This window comes from Nonomuraea sp. CA-141351, from assembly GCF_050944675.1.
Taxonomy (GTDB): domain Bacteria; phylum Actinomycetota; class Actinomycetes; order Streptosporangiales; family Streptosporangiaceae; genus Nonomuraea.
In genome coordinates, this window is the sequence record NZ_CP191982.1 from 1876991 (window position 1) to 1897311 (window position 20321).

A 20321-nucleotide genomic window follows, 5' to 3' on the forward strand; every position below is an offset into this window, starting at 1 on the left:
CCATCCCTGCGATTCCGGGCGAGAGCTGGGGTCCTCCCGGGTTCGCGTTACCGGTCATCGCTGCTCGTCGTGACCTGGCTGACCTGGGGAAGTCGCTTCGCCGCGCTGGAGGAGTGGGGGCCCGCGAGTCAGGCCGAGCTCGGCCGGAAGACCAGGATCGATCGCAGCGATGTGACTGCTGTCCTGACCGAGCTCGAGTCGCGCAACCTGGTCGAGCGCTCAGTCGATCCTGAGCACAAGCGTCGAAACATCGTCACGATCACAGCGGAAGGCGTCGAACAGCTTCTCGAGCTCGACAGAGTCATCGACGGCATCCAGGACGAGTTTCTCGCGCCTGACGGCCGTCCAGCGGCGTCAGTTCCTCACCCTGGTGTCGCGACTCGTCGACGCACGGCGCTGATTCGGCAAAGGGTGGAGCTCGTTCTCGGCGAGTGCCTGACCTGGGCTTTTGCGGTTGCGGCTCTTTGGTCGGGCTACCGCCGTACCCTCAAGGACGCGACCAGCGAGGCCATGCGGCACTGGGTGCTGCATCGGCTCGGTGCCGGGCCGGATCCGTACCCATGGATGGTCGGGGAGTTCCCGCGGATCATCGGCGACGAGGCCCGCGGGCAGTGCGCCGCCGAGCTGCGGACCTGCGTGCCGGACTACGTGGTCGCGCGCGTCGGCGGCGGCTCCAACGCGGCCGGCACGTTCGCCGGATTCGCCGACACCCCCGCGCGTATACGTGGCAGAGCATGCACGAGCCGCGGCACATCCCCGGCTGGGTGTGGTACAGCCTTGCGGCCTGGCTGGATGAGGACGGTCAGGTCCTGCCGTCGCGATCGCAGCGCGCGGACGCCGCCTGTGAGGCCGAGGCGCGGGAGCGTCAGCGCGTCGAGGAGCGGAAGCGGTGCCTGGCGCAGCGTGTGGAAGGAGATCCGGCGCCGCACCGGTCCCGGACCCACGCCCGCAGACACCGACCGCTTCACCTGCAGAAAGAGGATCAAGCGAAGATCGATTCATGGACCACGTGCGTGGACGTACCCCGGCTGGCAGGCCCACTCATCTCGTACTCTTCCGCTCCTTGTTCCGCTGCGGCGGCGGATGATCATATGGGCTACGCTTTCGCTCCCCACGATTGGAGCGCCGCATGTCTATAGATCGCGCGGAGGTGCTGGAGACGGACGGCGGATCGCCTCCTCGCGTCGGCTGGTGGCGGCTGACGGCCGCTGGCATGGTAGTGCTCGTGGCAGGTGTGGCGGGAGGCTACGTGGTGGGCTCGTCGCGGTCGGCGGCCGACCGCGGCTCGCAGCCGGCGGCCACGATATCGGCGCCCACGTCGAGTGAACCCCGTAGGAGCCTGCCTGCCGTGCGCGGCGCCACCACCGTGTCGCTGCCCCGCGAGGTCGCCGGGCTCACCCTGCGCGATCAGGACGTCGCCGACGACTTCGGCCAGCTCTTCCTCCGCGGCCTGCGCGGCCGCGATTTCCGGATTACGAAGTCGGCCGACGGGTTATACGTTCCGCTCCGCCCCTCCTCCGATGGCGATCCGCTGAATTCGATCGTGACCTTGTTCGTGGCCGAGTCCCCGCGCCTGGAGCCGGACACCATCTTCGCGGACTGGCTGATGCCATCGTTCGGGCGGACGGCGCGGGAGGCGCACACACTCGATCCCTGGCCGTATGAGGGACAGTCCATGTGCTGGCTCACCGGCGGGTACTACTGCGTGTGGGCTGATCGCACGTCCTTCGGAGTGGTGCTCTTCAATGCGCGACCTTCGACGACAGCTCGGGCTCGCGAGTACTTCGCGACCATCCGCGCGGCCGTCGAGCGGCCGGTGCACCCTCAGTGAACGGGATCGGGGCAGAGGCGGAGGGATGCACGCCAGGCGGACAGAAGCGAGTCCTGGGCCTTTCGCGAGCTTTGGGGCCGGTGCCTCTTTTATGCGGCGGGGTCGGAGCTGATGGCCACGTACGGCCTGTCGTCGCCGGTGATCCGGGCCGCGCTGCGGGAGCCGCGCGAGGAGGGGCTGATCCACTCGCAGGGCCGGTACGGGAGGTTCGTCGGCCCGGAGGGCACGCAGGTGCGCCGGGAGCCGACGAAGGGGGACGCGATCGCCTCATGGGTCCGATCGGGGCGCTACCGGCCGGTAGCCCCGAAGGGAACCTTGGTAAAAGGATTCACCTAGGGGTGGACTCGCGGTCGAGCGGCGGGGCACCTGCCCAGTCCGGCAGCGGTTCGCATCTTCTGCTCCACTCCAGCGGCAGATGAGCGTTCTCGGCGACCGCGACGATGCCGCCGACGATGGCGCACGTGGTGTCGACGTCCCCGCCGGCGGCCACGGTGGTCCACATGGCGGCTTCGAAGTCATGGCGTTCGCGAGCTGCCACCCAGAGCGTGAAGGGGACCGTGTCGTGAGCGGAGACCTGTCGCCCATTCCCGAGCATCCGGGCGGCGAGTGCGGGGTCGCTGATGGTGAGGAGCTGCCGCGCCTCGGTGATGCCGTCGTGGACCATGCTCGTGGGCAGGTGTTCTCGGATCCGATCGAGGAAATGCCCAGGAGGGAGGTCTGGTTCTCTGACTGTTACGGCTGTGGCCACGGCAACGGCTATGGCGCCGGCCACCGCCTCGGGATGTGTGTGGGTCACCTGTGCCGACAGGGCGGCCTGTCGGACGACCTGTGCCAGGTCGCCGGCGAACCAGGCGCCCAGCGGTGCCACACGCATCGCGGCACCGTTGCCCCACGAGCCCTTGCCTTCGAAAAGCTCCGCCGAAAGCGTCCGCCAGTCGCCTCCTTCACGGACCAGCCGGAGCATCCGGTTCGTCGCCGGGCCGTATCCGCGGTCGAAGTCATGATGGGTTGCGAAACTCGCGGCGAGCTTGTCTTGGTCGATGGTGCCGTGGTCGGCCAGGACGCGATAGATGGAGCACGCCATCTCGGTGTCATCCGTCCATTGCCATGGGCCGGGTGGAAGAAGGCGAGAGGAGAGGGCGTGACGATTCGTTGGAACGAAGAATTGGGAACCGAAGGCGTCGCCGAGAGCCAGGCCAAGGAGCGAGGCTGTGGACGGCGCAAGGAGATGAGCTGACATCACCCACAGTGTGAGGTACGTCTGCGGGCAATCGTCAAGATCTGTGAATCATGAAGTTCCAGGCTGGAAGGGTCGGTAGCCGGTCGCGAGCATGGCCTTGAGCTGCGTCACCTCGTGCGTGGTGAAGCGCCTTCGTCCAGCAAGCCAGCTGTACGCAGCGAGGGGTGGTCGCGAGACAGAAGGGCGCGCCGGATCTTCGCAGTCAGAACCGTGAACACCGGCCGCCTGAGCCCTTCGCCAAAAGGCAGCCCTGTATTCATCGCCGCTTAGAAGCAACCTTCAGTTCGTCATGGACTGGACCACCTCCGGCCACACCGGTGCCGACGTTCCCGTCACCGCCGACGGGCCTCTCTCGGAGCAGTTCACCGGGCAAGCACCCCAACACCTACGTTCACGACGTGCTCGCGCAGATCCTCACGCGGCGCTGACAACCTCGAAGCCGCGTCGTTCCCCGTACCTGGTGGGGAACGGCGAGGCCTCATTTCCAGGGCGCCAACTCTTCGACCGGGTCCTCCCGTACTGGTCTGATCGTGGTTCGGTTGGGTGCCAAGCCGACCAGCCTGTACATCCCACTGATTCACAGCAGCTTGTCGAGCGTGATGGGCAGGTCGAGGACGCGCTTGCCGGTGGCATGGCGCACGGCGTTGGCCACCGCCGCGGCGACCCCTGTGATGCCCACCTCACCGATCCCGAGCAGGCCCAGCGGCGTGGTGGGATCGGGCTCATCGAAGTAGTGCACGTCGATGCGGGGGATGTCGGCGTGCACCGGCACGTGGTATTCGGACAGACTCGGGTTCACGATCCGGCCGTCGCGACCGTCGATCAGGGTCTGCTCCGACAGCGCCATGCCGATGCCCATCACGATGCCGCCGCGCAGCTGGCTCACCGCCGTCTTGGCGTTGATCACCGTGCCGACGTCGAACACGCCCAGCCAGCGCGAGACGCGTACCTCCATGGTGACGGGATCCACCCGGACCTCGCAGAACTGCGCCCCGGTGGCCGCCTTCACCCTCCGCCGACGATCGAGCACGGTCCGGGCGACGAAGCCCAGCATGCCCGACTTGGATTCGGCCTCCACGTGGTCGCGGCCGGCCGTGGTCAGGATCTCGGCGTAGGTCTGGCCGGCGCTGCCGTGGTAAAGGCCGCCGTCGCGGGCCTCCAGCTCCTCCAGCTTGCGCCCGTGCAGGGGTGAGCCGGGTGCGCGGCGGGCCAGGGCGAGCATGGACTTCTTCAGCTTGGCGCAGGCGTCGATCACGCCCGCCGCCGCGCTCGCGGTCTGGACCGAGCCGATCGCGCCGGGTCCTGGCGGCAGGTCGGAGTCGCCGTACTCCACGCGTACGGACTCAAGCGGCACGCCCATCTCGTCGGCGGCGATCTGCGCCTGCACGGTCGCGGTGCCCATGCCCATCTCGTGCATGCCGCTGCGCACAACGAGCGTGCCGTCGGAGCCCAGCCGGACGGTGACGTGCGCGGGCATGCGCATCGACGGGTGGAAGGCGGTGGCCACGCCCATGCCGACCAGCCAGCGGCCGTCGCGCATGACGCCGGGGCGCGGGTCGCGCTCGCGCCAGCCGAACCGCTCGGCGCCCAGCGCGTACGCCTCCCGCAGCATCCGGTGGGTGAACCGCTGGCCGCCCACCGGGCTGCGCTCGGGCTCGTTACGCATGCGCAGCTCGATCGGGTCGATGCCCAGCTCCCAGGCCAGCTCGTCCATGGCCGATTCCAGGGCGAAGGTGCCGATGGACTCGCCGGGGGCCCGCATGAAGGTGTTGGGCAGCAGGTCGAGCTGGACGACGTTCTGGGCCAGGTGGATGTTCGGGGCGGCGTACAGGTGGTGGGAGGCCGCGGTGATCGGCTCGGGCATGCCCCCCACATGGGCTGTCCTGGAGACACTGGTGTGGATGAGCGCGCTCAGCCGCCCCTGGGCGTCGGCGCCGAGCGCGACCCGCTGCGTGCTGGGGGTGCGCCCGCCGACGGTGTGGTAGACGCCCGCGCGGGTGAGCGCCAGCCGCACGGCACGGCCGGTCGCCCGGGCGGCCAGCGCGGCGAGCAGGGTGCCCGCCCAGGCCCGTGACTTGCCGCCGAAGGCGCCGCCGACGAACGGGGACAGCACCCTGATCGACTTCTCCGGCACCCCGAATCGCTGCGCCAGGTGTTTGCGCAGCCAGGGGATGTTCTGCGCGCCCTCGTGAAGGGTCAGGTGGTCGCCGTCCCACACGGCGGTCGTGGCGTGCGGTTCGATGGCGTTGTGGTTGTACGGCGGCGTACTGAAGCGCAGGTCAACCGAGACGGGCGCGGCGGACAGCGCGGCGTGCGCGTCTCCTTTGTCGGCTCCGCTCTCCGTGATCGGATTGCCTTTTTCGGGGACGGCGTTCGGCTCTTCGGCCGCGAAGTCCACCGTGGCGGGCAGCTCCTGGTAGGCCGGCCGCACCAGCGAGGCCGCGTACCGTGCCGTCTCCGGGGTCTCGGCGACCACGACCGCGATCGGCTGGCCGTTCCAGTGCACCTCGTCGGTGGCCAGGTAGTTGACCGACGTGCCCGAGGCGATCGAGCTGAGGTCGAGGAAGCTCATCTTGGGCGGCGGCTTCATCGCCGGCGCGTTCTCATGAGTGAGTACGTCGATCACACCGCCCACCGCCCGCGCCGCCGCCGTGTCGAGGGCGGTGATACGGCCGCGCGCGATCGTGGCGTGCACGAGCGCCGCGTAGGCAAGGTCCGGATACGGGAACTCGGCGGCGAACCGGGCCTGGCCGGTCGTCTTGGCCAGGCCGTCGAGCCGGTCGATGCCCTGGCCGACGTACTTGGTCGTACCGGTCGCGGGCTCGGTCTCGGCGTACTTGATGCTCATCACAGAGCCCCTTCTGTGCTGAGCTCGCGCAGCGTGGCCACGATCGTGGCCACGGCGAGCCTCGTCTTGAACGCGTTGCCCTCCCGGACGGCCGCAGAGGCCAGCTCGGCCTCAGCCGCGCGGCGGAAGGCCGCCTCGTCGGCCGGGCCGCCGAGCAGGAGCCGCTCGGCCTCCGCCGCCCGCCACGGCTTGGGGGCCACACCGCCCAGCGCCAGGCGCACAGCGGTGACCGTTCCGTCCCTGACCTCCAGCGCCGCCGCGACCGAGACGAGGGCGAAGGCGTAGGAGGCCCGGTCTCGGACCTTGCGGTAGCGGGAGGTGGCCGCGACCGGCGCGGGCGGCAGCTCGACCGCCGTGACCAGGTCACCGGCGTTCAGCGTGGTCTCGATGTGCGGCGTGTCGCCGGGCAGCCGGTGGAAAGCGGCCAGCGGGACGCGGCGCGTGCCGCTCACGCCGCGGACCTCGATGGCGGCGTCCAGGGCGGCCAGTGCCACCGCCATGTCGGAGGGGTGGGCGGCGATGCAGCTCTCGCTCACGCCCAGGACCGCGCAGCTCCGGTTGAAGCCGTCGAGCGCGTCGCAGCCGCTGCCCGGCTCGCGCTTGTTGCAGGCGGAGGCGGCGTCGTAGAAGTAGGGGCAGCGGGTGCGCTGGAGCAGGTTGCCGCCCACGGTGGCCATGTTGCGCAACTGGCCCGAGGCTCCCGACAGCAGCGCCTGGGACAACATCGGGTAGCGGGTGCGCACCCGCCGGTCGGCGGCCAGTGCGCTGTTGCGCACCAGCGCGCCGATCCGCAGTCCGCCGTCCGGCAGCTCGTCCACCGTGTCGAACGGCAGCCCGGTGACGTCCACGACGGTGTCCGGCCGCTCGATGCCCTCGCGCATCAGGTCGACCAGGTTGGTGCCGCCGCCGAGGAACTTCGCGCCCGGCTCGGTGGTGGCCGCGTGAACGGCGGCTTCGACGTCGGCGGGCTTGACGTAGGCGAACGGCCTCATCGCGCGTCCTTCCCGGCCACGTCCATGATCGCGTCCACGATCCCGTTGTAGGCACCGCAGCGGCACAGGTTGCCGCTCATCCGCTCCCTTACCTCGGCCTCGCTCAACCCGCCCGGCTCGCCCACCGCGCTGGGCATCCCGGCGGCGTGCTCGGCCAGCATGCCGATCGCCGAGCAGATCTGACCCGAGGTGCAATAGCCGCACTGGAACCCGTCGTGACGGATGAACGCCTCCTGCAACGGGTGGGCCACACCCTCGATCGTGGTGATCTCGCAGCCGTCGTACTGAACCGCCAGAGCCAGGCAGGAGTTGATCCGCATGCCATCGGCCAGCACCGTGCAGGCACCGCAGGCGCCCTGGTCGCAGCCCTTCTTCGGGCCGGTCACCCCCAACCGCTCGCGCAGCGCGTCGAGCAGGCTGACCCACGGCTCCACGTCGAGCGAGGCGACGTCGCCGTTCACCTTCATCCGTATCTCGGTCACGCGATTCTCCTGCCGGTTCTTTCCGCACGCGACTGGTACGCCGCCCTCACCGCCGCCCGCCCAGTCCTCCGCAATACTCACCAGAGTGTGAAACATCATTTGATGCTACTGTTATTCGTATGTCAAGCCGTGACGTGCCGGACACCAGCCGCCGCATTTCCGTCGACGTGGTGCAGGCCGCCCTGCGGGCCGCCGAACGGCTGGGCAAGGACGTGGCCGACGTGCCCGTCCAGGCGATCGCCCAGGAGGCCGGCGTCTCCCGCAGCACCTTGCTGCGCCGCATCGGCGGCTCCCGCCAGGCCCTGGACGCGGCCGTGCGCGCCGCCGGCGTGGATCCCGGCGGACAGCGTCCGGTGCGCGAACGCGCGATCGAGGCAGGCGCGCACCTGATCGGTGAGCACGGGCTGGCCGCGCTCACCCTGGAGGCGGTCGCCACCGCCGCCCGATGCTCGGTGCCCAGCCTGTATGCCGCCTTCGGCGGCCGGGACGAACTGCTGCGCGCCATCTTCGAACGCCACCTCCCGCTCCTGAACGTGGAGGAGGTGATCGCCGGCCCGCACGCCGACCTGGACGAGACCGTGAACAGGATCTACCGGCTGCTGGCCGAGGCGCTCACCCTCGAGCCCCGGGTGCTGCCGGCCATGCTCGCCGAAGCGCTGGCCCGCCCGGGCGAGCCCGACCTGCAACGCCTGCTGCAACACTTCACCCCCCGCAAGCTCGCCGGGCTGGGCCAATGGCTGGCCGACGAGATGGCCGCCGGGCGCATCCGCACCCTGCCGCTACCGCTGCTGATCCAGCAGATGATCGCCCCGGCAGTGATGCACTTCGTGCTGCGCCCTGCCATCGAACAGGTCCCCGACCTGGACCTGCCCAGCGTGGAGGAGACCTGCGCGGTGTTCGCCGAGGCGTTCCTGTACGCCGTCGCCACGCCCTCAGCCACTGTCAGCGGGCAGGGGGTTTGAGACGAGCCCCTCCAACGAAGAAATTCCGTGACGACCACGCAAGGAGCAGACAATGACACAAGCTCCGCAACTGCCGATCCAGATGCGACGCGACGGGTTCGACCCCGTCGAGGAGTTGACCCAGGCCCGAGACGGCGAAGGCGTCGTACGGACGATGACGCCGTTCGGCGTGCCCGCCTATCTGGTCTGCCGCTTCGAGGACATTCGCCAGATGTTGTCGGACCCGGCCCGCTTCAGCAGCGTCCGCCCCGCACCGTTCGCACTGCCCGTCGGAGGCGATGTCGGCGAGGACGAGCTGGCTCGGATGAGGGCCGGCAATCTGATCGGATTCGACCCGCCAGAGCACACGCGGCTGCGCCGGATGCTCACCCCGGAGTTCACGATGCGCAGGATGCGCCGGCTCGAACCACGAATCGTGGAGATCGTCGAGGCGGCCCTGGACGATCTGGAGCGGGCCGGCAAGCCGGCCGACCTGGTCTCGCACTTCGCACTGCCGGTGCCGTCCATGGTGATCTGCGAACTGCTGGGTGTGCCCTATTCCGACCGTGCCGAGTTCCAGGAGCGCTCCGCGCGCCTGCTGGACGTGTCGTTGCCGATGGAGCAGCGGATCACGGTAGGACGGGAGAACCGCGACTACATGGCCGGCCTGGTCGCCCGCGCGCAGGCGGAACCGGGCGAGGACATGCTGGGCATGCTGGTGCACGAGCACGGCGACGATCTGAGCACCGACGAGCTCGTCGGCATCGCGGGACTGCTGTTGATCGCGGGACATGAGACGACCTCGAACATGCTCGGCCTGGGCACCCTGGCCCTGCTGCGACACCCCGACCAGCTCGCCATGGTCCGCGACGATCCCGCTCGGATCGAGCCGGCCATCGAGGAGCTGTTGCGCTGGCTGTCCATCGTGCACTCGCTGCCACCGCGCATCACCACGACCGACGTGGACATCGCCGGGCACGCCATCCCCGCGGGCTCACTGGTGATCGCCTCGCTTTCCGCCGCCAACCGCGACCGCGCCTTCATCGACGATCCCGACAGTCTCGACATCACTCGCGGAGCCCTCGGACACCTCGCCTTCGGCCACGGCGTGCACCACTGTCTCGGGGCTCCGCTGGCCCGAGCGGAGATGAGCATCGCCTTCCCGGCCCTGCTACGACGCTTCCCCCACCTCGCACTGGCCGACCCGTTCGAGCAGATCGAGTTCCGGGCCTTCAACGCCATATTCGGATTGAAGTCCCTGAGGCTCACCTGGTGACGGGACGGGGATGGTTTGCGGCCCATCCTGCAGGACTCGCTTGATGCGCTGCGGTGGCGCTCCATGCTGCTGCACCACGACCACGATCGGGTCGTCACCGCAGTAGCCCCGTGCGATCCGTGACGCCTTCGCGTTGGCCTCAGGGCGGGCTCCCCATGACTTCGGCCGAGCGCCGCGCTCCACATCGTGCAGCACCTCGCGTACGTGCCATTCCACATGGACGCGAAGTTCCTCCTCATCGCCGTCGCGCCAGTCCGGCCAAGGGCGCTCCGCGGAGTTGATCGGGAGTCCGGCAGGCCAGGCGCAGCTCGCACGCCTCGCACTCCCATTCGGCGATCCGTTGGGCATCCCCGGTCGTGGTGCCGGGCCGATGTCCGGCGTCGATCTCGGCCCCGGACGATCTTGATCCCTGCAGGGTGCCGCCCGCGCTCCGGCCGGTCCGATGGAGTCTTTTCCCTGCTCAGGACGGCGGCCTGGCCAACACCGGCCGATGGAAGACTCCTCGCCGGACACACCTTCCACGGGATAGTTATTGGCAAATATAGTTATGGGAATTGATAGTTTCTAGGTGTGACGCTATCGTTCGAGAGTCGTTTGGGCTCAGTCGCACCCCCTGCGTACCGCGAACCGACAGGCGGCTTACGACGAATCGGCTGCCGGGGCAGAACGCTCCGGCGGCATCCATCCCAGATGCGGTTCACAGGAGAGATCCATGCATGACACCCGTTTCACACACCGGCGCCGACACCTGTCATCGCGCCTGGCGCCGATGATCATCGCTCTGTCGTTGACCTTGGCGGCCTGGGTCGCCATCGGCGTCGCAGGACCGCAGCAAGCTCAGGCGCAGACGAAGAACCCGCGCTTACACGACTACCTGGGATCGTGGAACTACGATCAGCCTGATCGCGAGAGCATGCGGAACATCGCGGTCATCAGTTGCCCGGACGCCGGTGCAGGCTGTACTCCAGGCCCGGCGCTCGAGGTTCCCCAGATCGGTGACATCGTGTTCTCGAAGGCAGCCGACGGTGGGATCGTGGGGCACACGGATCAGGGCTGTACGTGGACCTTCGCGGTGCGCTCCGCCTCGCTGGAACTGGATTCCCCGTCTCAGTACTGCTTCAACCATGTCATCGGCTCGGCGTACACCATCACGAAATGGTCGGTGACCATCTCGGGGAACCGTGAGCAGGAGACTATCGAGGCCGTCAGCCACCAACCGATCGGTGACTACGCCTTCGTCCTGGAGAAGGGCAGCCGCACCAAGGTGGCGGGGCACGCCTGGGCACAGGCGCGGAAGGTCTTCCCGGGAACCTGGCAGTACGACGCATCGAATCAGCAGTCCCGCGTGAACATTCTCACCACCCGGTACACCGGCTCCGACCCGAAGACCACCGCCGTACAGGGTCTCGTCACGTTCACGAGCAGCCGCAAGAACACCATGACGGCCCGGACCGCCGACGGCTGCGACTGGACGTTCCGCGCACGCGGGAACACCGCCGAGCTCGAACCCGCACGCCAGACCTGCGAGACCTCGCTGGGGACCGTTACGGTCACGTTCTGGTCGATAGCGAGTGACGGCACGCATCAGGCATCGGTCATGGCCGGTGTCGACGAACGCGGCGGGACGTTCCTGCTCAGCGTGGGCAGCCTGACCAAGCACTGACCCGCCGCCCCTTCCGCGTAGCCGCGTCAGGCGCGACCATCAACATCGATAACCGTCACCGGCGCGTACCATGTGGGGCTGATAGTGTGGCCCCGGAGGATTGGTGTGGATACCGAGGCTGGCCGGGCCGGTGACGGGGCGCCGCTGGCCGGCTATACGGGGCATCTGCTGCGCCGCATCTATGGCCGGGCGGTTCAGACCGCGCACGCCGTGTTGCCCGTCGGGTTTCAGCCGCGCGACTTCGCGATCCTCGGTGCACTCGCCGAGCGTGATGCCACGTCTCAGCATGACCTGGCGGAGAAGCTGAAGATCAATCGGACGATGATGGTCAAGGTCGTCGACAAGCTGGAGGATGCCGGGTACGTGGTCCGGCGGCGCAACCCGCAGGACCGGCGTTCGTACGCGCTGTCGGTGACTCCGGCAGGCAGACGCGCTCTGGCGGAGGCGGCGCCGGCTTTCTCCCGAGCCGAGCAGTCGCTCACTCAGCCACTGTCCGGCAGGGAGCGGGAACGGCTCACCGTGCTGCTGCGCCAGTTGATGCCAGAGGTCGCGACCGGTCTGCCTGAGGGGTTCCGCGGCCACATCGGTTACCTGCTCAACGCCGCTGACCGGCGGCTGCGCCAGTTCAACGATGCGGCGCTCGGGGTGCTGGGCATCCAGATGCGGCACTTCACCGCGCTGGCCGCCCTCGCGGAGGCCGGGCCCGTTGCCCAGCAGGAGCTGGCCCGCATGCTCGCGCTGACCGAACCGGCCATGGTGCAGATCGTCGACGAGCTGGAGACGGCCGGGTTGGCCGAGCGCGGCCGGGACAGACATGACCGCCGCCGGTACGCGCTGACGATCACCGGCAAAGGCGCGGCGACCCTCGCCGAGGCGCGACAGGCGATGGACGCGAACCAGCAGGAGGTGGTCGCCACGCTGGGTGAGCTTGGCGACGTGGAGCTACGAACGCTGCTCACGAAAATGATTGACGCGCCGGGCCCGGCCGAGTCACACCCTGACCACGAGGGCTCGTAGAAAACGAGTCGGATGCGGGCCCGTGCTCGTGCTCGTGCCGGGACTGACTGGTGCGCAAGGACTTCGGCCTCGCTCGACCCGCTGGTGGTCTGCGTGGTCGGCGCGTTCATGGGGCTGCTGCGGGAGTCGACGGACGATCGTCGGAGACAGCCATTGCGGCAGGCCCCGTCTGTGTGGCGTCATCGAGTGCTTTCCCCGGCGAGTTCCGCGTACGGTAGCGGGCAGTCGGGGCAGACGCAGTGGGTCAGGCTTGTGCAGCGGGCGGCCACTACCCGGCCCAGTGCGTCACGCATGGTGTTCAGGTCGGTGATCTTGCGGTCGATTTCGGCCAGCTTGGCCTTGGCCCGTTCCTGCAGGTCCGGTGTGGGGTGGCCGCGCCGTCCGGTCTCCAGCAGCTCGGCCACTTCTTCCAGGGTGAAGCCGAGTCCCTGCGCAGCCTTGATCACTTTGAGCAGGGTGACCGTCTCCGGTGGGTAGGTGCGGTGCCCGCCGGAGCTGCGCCGCGGTTCTGCGATCAGGCCGCGTCGTTCGTAGTAGCGCAGGGTCTGGATGTTCACCCCGGCTCGCGCGGCCACCTGGCCGGTGCGCAGGTACGGTCCCTCGATATCGTACGCCACACTTTGCTCGTATTCGCCTGGCATCACACCAGCCCCACCCGCGCCTGCAGGGCGTCCAGCACCGCGGTCTGCCGCTGGGGGACCCGTACGTCCAGGGTCAGCGTGCCTTCGGCGATGCCGAGGGTGAAGGCGAAGAAGGAGCAGCAGCTGGTCTCGCGTGCCGTCAGCTCGGCGGCTTGAGCGGCGTTCTGCGGGCTGAAGGCCAGTTCCAGGCGCAGGCGCGTCCGCTCCGGACGTTGCACGGCCTGCACGGCGCGGGCGAACAGCGCATCGAACTCCGCCAGCCGTAGCGGCTGCTCCACGGTGGGCAGTGTGCACGCCGACGGCACCCATTCCGGGGCGACGTGTTGTGTCATACCTCGACGCTAAGCCTGTACCCAGGTACCGAATGCAAGCCCTGTCTTTCATGGACATTCCGGTTGGCCGGTGTCCAGCCACGCGAAGGCGGCCTCGACGGTGAGGCTGGGGATCAGGATCGGCGCGTTGCCGCGTGATGCGTCAGTCTGGAAGGCAGGCCCCGTCGGCAGAGGTGATCAAGCATGGACGATCTATCCGAGTTCCAGCATCCGCGTTTCGCGCGCATGTATGTCGACACCGCACCCATCGCCGACCGGCGAGGCGCCCGGGAGCATCGGGTACGGCTCCTGACCGGGCTCGAGGGACGTGTGATCGAGATCGGTGCCGGCAACGGCGGCAACTTCGCCCACTACCCCAAGACCGTCACCGAAGTCGTCGCGGTCGAACCTGAGGACATCCTGCGCCGATTCGCCGTGACCGAGGCGGCCTCGGCACCGGTACCGGTCACGGTCGTGGCCGGGCATGCCGAGGCCCTGCCCGGCGAGGCCGGCGCCTTCGACGCCGCGGTGGTCTCGCTCGTGCTGTGCAGCGTGCCCTCGCAGCGGGCGGCGCTGACCGAGATCGCTCGGGTGCTGAAGCCGGACGGGAAGCTGCGCTTCTACGAACACGTCCGATCGGCGAACCCGCTGATCGGCCTGCTGGAGGACGCGATCACGCCGTTGTGGCGGCGCGCGGCGGGAGGTTGCCACCCCAACCGCGACACCCTCGCCGCCATCCAGGAGGCCGGGTTCGTGGTGGACGAGGTGGAGCGGTTCGCCTTCTCGCCGCAACCACTGATTCCCGCCCTCTCACACCTGCTCGGTCGAGCTCACCGGCTCACGTCCAGCTGAGTCGTTCCTCCAGCAGCGCCTGCTGGGCCGGGTTGGCGGTCAGCTCCAGGGCCCGCTCATCAGCCCGGCGCGCTTCGTCGCGGCGCCCCAGGTCGCGCAGCAGCTCCGCCAGGGTGGCGTGGAACAAGGGGTAGCGCTCCAGCGTCTGGCCGAGCTCCTTCAACTCCGCGAGGGCCGCTTCCGCCCCCTGCGCATAGTGCAGCGCGATGGCCCGGTGCAGCCGAGCGACGGGCGACGGCGCCAGGTACAGCAGCATGTCGTAGAGCACCAGGATCTGCGGCCAGTCGGTGTCGGCGAAGCGCTCGGCCTCGGCGTGGCAGGCCACGATCGCCGCCTGCACCTGGTAGGGCCCTGGCCGGTGGTAGGTGCGTGCCGTACGGGTCAGCAGCGCGGTCGCCTCCTCGATGGCCTGCCGGTCCCACAACGAGCGGTCCTGGTCGGCCAGGAGCACCAGGCGGCTTTCTGCGTCGAAGCGGGCCGCCCCGCGTGCCCGGTGCAGCCGGATCAGCGCGAGCAGCCCGGACGCCTCCGGCTCCTTCGGCATGAGGTTGGCGAGGAGCGCGGCCAGCCATTCGGCGTCGTCCATCAGGTCGCGGGCGTGCGTGCGTTCGGGCGTGCTGGACAGGTAGCCCTCGTTGAACAGCAGGTAGATGACCGCCAGCACCTCGCCCAGCCGTTGCGGCAGCTCCTCGTCCGCCGGGATGCGGTACGGGATTCCGGCCTCGCCGATCTTGCGCTTCGCGCGGGTGATCCGCTGCGCCACCGTGGCCTCGGGCACCAGGAACGCCGCGGCGATCTGGGCCGTGCTCAGCCCGCACACCACCCGGAGCGTCAGCGCGATCTGCGCCGAACGTGACAGCGCCGGGTGGCAGCAGGTGAAGATCAGCCGCAGCCGATCGTCCTGCGGTGCGGGGTCCGGCCAGCTGAGCTGGGCGAGTTTGGCGCGGTAGTTCGACTCGCGGCGCAGTACGTCCAGGCCGCGCCGTCGCGCCACGGTGAACAGCCAGGCGTCCGGCCGCTCCGGAACGCCTTCGACCGGCCAGCGGCGCAGCGCCGTCTCGACCGCGTCCTGCACCAGGTCCTCGGCGGCGGAGAAGTCGCCCAGCAACGACACCATGGACGCGGCGAGCCGGCCCGCGTGCTCGCGTACCATCCGGGCCAGGACCGCCGCGCTCGCCTGCTCGTTCACCACGCCGGACGGATCTCCACGACCGGGCAGGCAGGCCAGGTGCGGGCCACCTCCAGCGCCTCGTCCAGATCCGCCACCTCCACCTCCGCGAACCCGCTGACCACCTCCTTGCCCTCCACGAACGGCCCGTCGGTGACGACCGGCTCCCCCTGGTCCAGGCGCATCGTGGTGGCGGTGCGCACCGGGTGCAGGTGCGTATGGTGAGTGATCTTGTCGGCGTGCGCGGCGAACCAGCGGCCCACCGCCTCATAGGCGGCGGCACGTTCCAGCTCGCCCATCGCCTCCAGCTCCTTGGCGAACTCCTCGGTCTCCACGAACATCAGCACGTACTTCACTCTCTCGACCTCCGCTGAGACGTTACCTGCCCGCTCTCAGCTTGCCGGGAGCGTGGCGTACAGGTCGACGCCGTTGCCGTCCGGGTCGGCCACCGTGGCGTAGCGCATGCCCCAGAACGCGTCGAACGGCTCCTTGATCCCGCGGTAGCCCGCCTCGACCAGCTCGGCATACTTGGCATCCACCCCGGAGGGGGAGTCGAACTCGAAGCACAGCAGGGTGCGCGGCCCGCCGGTCGGGGCGCTCCAGCCGGGCAGGAACGGCGTGCGGAACGGCTCTGTGTCCAGCATCACGTGCAGCCCGCCGGGCAGGTCGCAGCCTGCGTGCTCGGGCGTGTGGGGGTCGAGCTTGAACTCCAGGCCCAGGTGGGCGTAGAAGGCGATCGTCGCGTCCATGTCGGACACCACGATGTCGATCGTGTTCAGCGTGGGATTCATGACCAGCTCCATCCCTGGATCGGTTGCTTTGTCATCGGGCCGTGTCGGACCGGCGGCCTCAGCGGACGTACACGTCCTTCACCAGGTAGACGATTGGCCGCTCGACCGATACGACACCCCGCCCGAGAAGTTTTGCGTTGTCATGGCGAGGCGATCGAGGCTGTGACCGTCCGGGGTGGCGTCAGTGTGCCGTGTCGATCAAGTCCTTGGCGTTCACGGGCGAATTCTTCGGCTTGGAATACGGTAGGGGGGTATGGTACGTTCAAGAGGTCGGAAGGGGGAGACATGGTTGGATACAGCGACCACAAGCAGGACCAGCTGCGTCGGCTGCGCCGGATCGAGGGTCAGGTGCGCGGGTTGCAGCGGATGGTCGAGGACGACAAATACTGCATCGACGTCCTGACGCAGGTGTCGGCGGCCACCAGCGCCCTGCAGTCGGTCGCCATCTCTCTGCTCGAGGATCATCTGGCCCACTGCGTGGCCGAGGCCACCGCAAAGGGGGGCCCCGAGGCGCAGGCCAAGGTCAAAGAGGCTTCCGACGCGATCGCGCGGCTCGTCCGTTCCTGATGACACCACGAAGGGTTGATCGACATGGCTACCGCTACCTACACCGTCAAGGGCATGACCTGCGGCCACTGCGTGAGCTCGGTGAAGGAGGAGGTCAGTGAGGTTGCCGGTGTCACCTCGGTGGAGGTGGACCTGGCCGGCGGCCTGCTGACCGTCGAGAGTGACAGCCCCCTGGACACGGCGGCGATCGTCGCGGCCGTGGAGGAGGCGGGCTACGAGGTGGCGAATCCGGCATGAACGCAGCAGCGAAACTTGGTGCCTACGTCCTGGGGCTGGCCGTCGTCTTCGGCGGCGCCCTGGGCGTCGGAAGTGCGGTGGGCCAGGTCGGCCCGGCGCCGGCCGAGCCGCGGCATGGGGCGGCCCACGCGACTCCCGCGGGGGACGGTCATGGCGGCCATGAGGAGACCACCGCGACAGCGCAGGACGATACCCCCGGGGGGCTCCAGGTGTCTCAGAACGGCTACACCCTCAACCCATTGACCACCATCAAGGCCGGCGTGCCCACTGATTTCCGGTTCACCGTGACGGGGCCCGACGGCAAGCCGGTGACCGGCTACCAGGTTCAGCACGACAAGAAGCTGCACTTCATCGTGGTGTCGCGGGATCTGGGGACGTTCCAGCACGTGCATCCGGACATGGCCGCCGACGGTGTGTGGTCGGTGAAGCTGACGCTGGACGACCCGGGCGCCTACCGGGCCTTCGCCGACTTCGCCCCCACCGGCGGGAGTGGCCTGACTCTCGGCGCGGACCTCCTGGTGGCGGGTGACTACAAGCCGCGGCCCCTGACCGAGGTCAGTCGTACGGCGACAGTGGACGGCTACACCGTCTCGCTGGCCGGTGACCTGGTGCCCGGCCAGGCCAGTAAGCTCACGCTGAGGGTGAGCAAGAACGGTGAACCGGTGACGGATCTGCAGCCGTATCTGGGAGCGTACGGACATCTGGTCGCCTTGCGGGCCGGTGACCTGGCCTATCTGCACGTGCATCCGGACGGCGAGCCGGGCGACGGCAAGACGGCGGCGGGGCCGGAGATCACTTTCTACGCCGAGGTGCCCAGCGGCGGCGACTACGGGCTGTTCCTGGACTTCCAGCACGAGGGGAAGGTCCGTACCGCGGCCTTCACCGCCCAGGCCGGGGCCGGGCAGCCCAAGCCCACGGCAGAGCCGAGCGCCGGCCCTTCTCACGGCGATCACACGCATTGATCGCAGGACGCGAAGAAAGGAGACGTGATGTCCTCCCTGACTGAAGGCAGGGCTGTCGAGCTGTCGATCGGCGGCATGACCTGCGCGTCCTGCGCGAACCGGATCGAGCGCAAGCTGAACAAGCTCGAGGGCGTGAGCGCGACCGTCAACTACGCGACGGAGAAGGCGAAGGTCACCTTCCCCGAGGGTGTGGACCCGCAGCGGTTGATCGCCGAGGTGGAGAAGGCGGGTTACACCGCCGAGCTGCCGGCCCCGCCCGAGACCCAAGCGCAGCAGGAGCCGCAGGACGAGCTCAAACCGCTGCGCGAGCGGTTGGTCACCGCCGTCGTGCTGAGCGTGCCGGTGGTGGCGATGGCGATGGTTCCGGCGTTGCAGTTCACCAACTGGCAGTGGTTGTCGCTGGTGCTGGCAGCTCCGGTGGTGGTGTATGCGGGGTGGCCGTTCCACAAGGCGGCCTGGACGAACCTGCGGCACGGCGCCGCCACGATGGACACGCTGATCTCGGTCGGCACGCTGGCCGCCTTCGGCTGGTCGCTGTGGGCGCTGTTCTTCGGCACCGCGGGCACACCCGGGATGACCCACCCGTTCGCCTTCACCATCGAGCGCACCGACGGCTCCGGCAACATCTACCTCGAGACCGCGGCGGCGGTGACCGCGTTCATCCTGGCCGGCCGCTACTTCGAGTCCCGCTCCAAGCGGCGGGCCGGCGCGGCCCTGCGGGCGCTGCTGGAGCTGGGCGCCAAGGACGTGGAGCTGGCCGACGGTCGCCGCGTCCCCACCGACCAGCTCGAGGTGGGCGACACCTTCGTGGTGCGGCCTGGTGAGAAGATCGCCACCGATGGTGTGATCGTCGAGGGCTCCTCAGCGGTGGACGCCTCGATGCTGACCGGCGAGTCCGTGCCTGTGGAGGTCCGCCCCGGCGACGCGGTCACGGGAGCCACCGTGAACGCGGGCGGCCGCCTCATCGTCAAGGCCACGAGGGTCGGGGCCGACACGCAGCTGGCTCAGATGGCCAAGCTGGTGGAGGAGGCGCAGACCGGCAAGGCGGCCGTGCAGCGGCTGGCCGATCGCATCTCGGGCATCTTCGTGCCGATCGTGATCGCGCTGGCGGTCGGGACGCTCGGGTTCTGGCTCGGCACCGGCAACGGCACGGCGGCGGCCTTCACCGCCGCGGTCGCCGTGCTGATCATCGCCTGCCCGTGCGCGCTGGGCCTGGCCACGCCGACGGCCCTGCTGGTCGGCACCGGCCGGGGCGCCCAGCTGGGCATCCTGATCAAGGGGCCGGAGGTGCTGGAGTCCACCCGCAGGGTCGACACGATCGTGCTGGACAAGACCGGTACGGTCACCGAAGGCAAGATGACCCTGGTCGGCGTGCATCTGGCCGAGGGGGAGACCCGCGAGGAGGTGCTCCGGCTGGCCGGCGCGCTTGAGCACGCCTCCGAGCACCCGATCGCCCAGGCCATCGCCCGCGCAGCCGGCTCCGAGGCCACCGTGGAGGACTTCGCCAACGTCGAAGGGCTCGGCGTGCAGGGCATCGTGGACGGCCACGCGGTCCTGGTCGGACGGCCCCGGCTGCTGGCCGAATGGTCCCAGCACCTGCCCGCCGATCTCGAACGCAAGCTGGCCGGCGAGCAGGCGGCGGGCCGCACCGCGGTGGCGGTCGGCTGGGACGGCCAGGCGCGGGCGGTGCTGGTAGTGGCCGACGTGGTCAAGCCGACCAGCAAGCAGGCCATCTCCGAGTTGCGGGCGCTGGGCCTGACCCCGGTGCTGCTGACCGGCGACAACGAGGCGGTGGCGAAGACCGTCGCCGCCGAGGTGGGCATCGACGAAGTGATCGCCGAGGTGCTGCCCGCCGACAAGGTCGAGGTGGTCAAGAAGCTGCAGGCCGAGGGCAAGGTCGTGGCCATGGTGGGCGACGGGGTCAACGACGCCGCCGCGCTGGCCCAGGCCGACCTCGGGCTGGCGATGGGCACCGGCACCGACGCCGCCATCGAAGCCTCCGACCTCACCCTGGTCAGGGGCGATCTGCGGGTGGCCGCCGATGCGCTGCGGCTGTCCCGCCGTACGCTGTCGACGATCAAGGGCAACCTGTTCTGGGCGTTCGCCTACAACGTGGCCGCCCTGCCACTGGCCGCGCTCGGGCTGCTCAACCCGATGATCGCCGGAGCCGCGATGGCGTTCTCCAGCGTCTTCGTGGTCAGCAACAGCCTGCGGCTGCGCCGCTTCACGTAAGAAACCGTCCCCTGTGGCCGAAGGCGATCACCGCCTTCGGCCACATTCGTACGATCACCTTTCGCAGGCAAAGGTCGCGCACAGCTGGGGAGCGCCTGGGTTCGCCATGCTCGCCGTCGCGCGCCTGGCCGGCGTGGCTCGGCTGTCGTATCGAGGGCCGGTCAGAGCCCGTTTCGCCGTAGCCGTTCGTCGTCACGGAGTGACGGAAGGAGCGTGGCGCCGGGTCAGCAGCGGGTCGCGGGCAGCCTCGCGGGTGACGGGCTCGGCGCC

At 69.3% G+C, this 20321-nt stretch carries 20 protein-coding genes and 1 pseudogene; 12 read left to right on the forward strand and 9 right to left on the reverse strand.

Going from position 1 to position 20321, the window contains the following annotated elements:
* Positions 1-69 precede the first annotated feature (69 nt).
* The 3 genes and pseudogenes from ACQPWU_RS09330 to ACQPWU_RS09340 form a co-directional block, all read left to right on the forward strand.
* A pseudogene (locus ACQPWU_RS09330) lies at positions 70-186 on the forward strand (hypothetical protein); the annotation flags it as partial.
* 943 nt (positions 187-1129) lie between these two features.
* Positions 1130-1831 carry a hypothetical protein gene (locus ACQPWU_RS09335; RefSeq protein WP_433445610.1) on the forward strand — a complete coding sequence of 234 codons (702 nt, stop codon included), beginning with the start codon at positions 1130-1132 and terminating at the stop codon, positions 1829-1831.
* Between the two features lie 111 nt (positions 1832-1942).
* Entirely contained in the window at positions 1943-2167 is a 225-nt protein-coding gene (locus ACQPWU_RS09340) for a hypothetical protein (protein ID WP_433438429.1), read from the forward strand.
* Here the strand turns inward: ACQPWU_RS09340 and ACQPWU_RS09345 are convergent.
* The 4 genes from ACQPWU_RS09345 to ACQPWU_RS09360 all read right to left on the reverse strand — a co-directional run bounded on the left by ACQPWU_RS09345 (position 2160) and on the right by ACQPWU_RS09360 (position 7378).
* A complete protein-coding gene (locus ACQPWU_RS09345; RefSeq protein WP_433438430.1) occupies positions 2160-3071 on the reverse strand; it encodes an ADP-ribosylglycohydrolase family protein in 912 nt (303 codons plus the stop codon). The genes ACQPWU_RS09340 and ACQPWU_RS09345 overlap by 8 nt on opposite strands.
* Positions 3072-3648: 577 nt before the next feature.
* Positions 3649-5919: a xanthine dehydrogenase family protein molybdopterin-binding subunit gene (locus tag ACQPWU_RS09350; protein ID WP_433438431.1), complete on the reverse strand. Its 2271-nt coding sequence runs from the start codon at positions 5917-5919 to the stop codon at positions 3649-3651.
* A complete protein-coding gene (locus tag ACQPWU_RS09355; protein ID WP_433438432.1) occupies positions 5919-6911 on the reverse strand; it encodes an FAD binding domain-containing protein in 993 nt (330 codons plus the stop codon). Before ACQPWU_RS09355 ends, ACQPWU_RS09350 begins: the two co-directional genes overlap by 1 nt.
* A complete protein-coding gene (locus ACQPWU_RS09360) occupies positions 6908-7378 on the reverse strand; it encodes a (2Fe-2S)-binding protein (protein ID WP_433445177.1) in 471 nt (156 codons plus the stop codon). Before ACQPWU_RS09360 ends, ACQPWU_RS09355 begins: the two co-directional genes overlap by 4 nt.
* 134 nt (positions 7379-7512) lie before the next feature.
* On the opposite strand from ACQPWU_RS09360, the gene ACQPWU_RS09365 reads away from it, so the two are divergent.
* The 4 genes from ACQPWU_RS09365 to ACQPWU_RS09380 all read left to right on the forward strand — a co-directional run bounded on the left by ACQPWU_RS09365 (position 7513) and on the right by ACQPWU_RS09380 (position 12290).
* Positions 7513-8355 carry a TetR/AcrR family transcriptional regulator gene (locus ACQPWU_RS09365; RefSeq protein ID WP_433438433.1) on the forward strand — a complete coding sequence of 281 codons (843 nt, stop codon included), beginning with the start codon at positions 7513-7515 and terminating at the stop codon, positions 8353-8355.
* Positions 8356-8407: 52 nt separating this feature from the next.
* Positions 8408-9610, forward strand: a complete 1203-nt coding sequence (locus ACQPWU_RS09370) for a cytochrome P450 (protein ID WP_433438434.1) — start codon at positions 8408-8410, stop codon at positions 9608-9610.
* A gap of 712 nt (positions 9611-10322) precedes the next feature.
* Positions 10323-11273, forward strand: a complete 951-nt coding sequence (locus ACQPWU_RS09375) for a hypothetical protein (protein WP_433438435.1) — start codon at positions 10323-10325, stop codon at positions 11271-11273.
* Positions 11274-11378: 105 nt separating this feature from the next.
* A complete protein-coding gene (locus ACQPWU_RS09380; RefSeq protein WP_433438436.1) occupies positions 11379-12290 on the forward strand; it encodes a MarR family winged helix-turn-helix transcriptional regulator in 912 nt (303 codons plus the stop codon).
* A gap of 179 nt (positions 12291-12469) precedes the next feature.
* Here ACQPWU_RS09380 and ACQPWU_RS09385 read toward each other — a convergent pair whose 3' ends face one another.
* Entirely contained in the window at positions 12470-12907 is a 438-nt protein-coding gene (locus tag ACQPWU_RS09385) for a MerR family transcriptional regulator (protein ID WP_433438437.1), read from the reverse strand.
* Between the two features lie 23 nt (positions 12908-12930).
* Positions 12931-13263, reverse strand: coding sequence for a hypothetical protein (locus ACQPWU_RS09390; protein ID WP_433438438.1), 333 nt, complete (start codon positions 13261-13263; stop codon positions 12931-12933).
* 183 nt (positions 13264-13446) lie between these two features.
* On the opposite strand from ACQPWU_RS09390, the gene ACQPWU_RS09395 reads away from it, so the two are divergent.
* Positions 13447-14094 carry a class I SAM-dependent methyltransferase gene (locus tag ACQPWU_RS09395; protein ID WP_433438439.1) on the forward strand — a complete coding sequence of 216 codons (648 nt, stop codon included), beginning with the start codon at positions 13447-13449 and terminating at the stop codon, positions 14092-14094.
* On the opposite strand, the gene ACQPWU_RS09400 is transcribed toward ACQPWU_RS09395, so the two are convergent.
* Genes ACQPWU_RS09400 through ACQPWU_RS09410 form a run of 3 tightly spaced genes read right to left on the reverse strand, consistent with a single transcriptional unit; the run spans position 14081 to position 16053 of the window.
* Positions 14081-15286: an RNA polymerase sigma factor gene (locus tag ACQPWU_RS09400; protein ID WP_433438440.1), complete on the reverse strand. Its 1206-nt coding sequence runs from the start codon at positions 15284-15286 to the stop codon at positions 14081-14083. The genes ACQPWU_RS09395 and ACQPWU_RS09400 overlap by 14 nt on opposite strands.
* Positions 15280-15618: a YciI family protein gene (locus tag ACQPWU_RS09405; RefSeq protein WP_433438441.1), complete on the reverse strand. Its 339-nt coding sequence runs from the start codon at positions 15616-15618 to the stop codon at positions 15280-15282. The genes ACQPWU_RS09400 and ACQPWU_RS09405 overlap by 7 nt, the downstream gene beginning before the upstream one ends.
* A 36-nt stretch (positions 15619-15654) precedes the next feature.
* Entirely contained in the window at positions 15655-16053 is a 399-nt protein-coding gene (locus ACQPWU_RS09410; protein ID WP_433438442.1) for a VOC family protein, read from the reverse strand.
* A gap of 285 nt (positions 16054-16338) precedes the next feature.
* Here ACQPWU_RS09410 and ACQPWU_RS09415 point away from each other — a divergent pair, with 285 nt between their 5' ends.
* From ACQPWU_RS09415 to ACQPWU_RS09430, 4 genes are read left to right on the forward strand one after another with little or no spacing between them, the layout of a single operon-like run.
* On the forward strand, positions 16339-16620 hold the full coding sequence (locus ACQPWU_RS09415; protein ID WP_433438443.1) for a metal-sensitive transcriptional regulator: 282 nt from the start codon (positions 16339-16341) through the stop codon (positions 16618-16620).
* Positions 16621-16644: 24 nt separating this feature from the next.
* On the forward strand, positions 16645-16857 hold the full coding sequence (locus ACQPWU_RS09420) for a heavy-metal-associated domain-containing protein (RefSeq protein WP_433438444.1): 213 nt from the start codon (positions 16645-16647) through the stop codon (positions 16855-16857).
* Positions 16854-17819, forward strand: a complete 966-nt coding sequence (locus ACQPWU_RS09425; RefSeq protein WP_433438445.1) for a hypothetical protein — start codon at positions 16854-16856, stop codon at positions 17817-17819. Before ACQPWU_RS09420 ends, ACQPWU_RS09425 begins: the two co-directional genes overlap by 4 nt.
* Positions 17820-17846: 27 nt before the next feature.
* Positions 17847-20051, forward strand: coding sequence for a heavy metal translocating P-type ATPase (locus tag ACQPWU_RS09430; RefSeq protein WP_433438446.1), 2205 nt, complete (start codon positions 17847-17849; stop codon positions 20049-20051).
* The last annotated feature ends 270 nt before the right edge of the window (positions 20052-20321 follow it).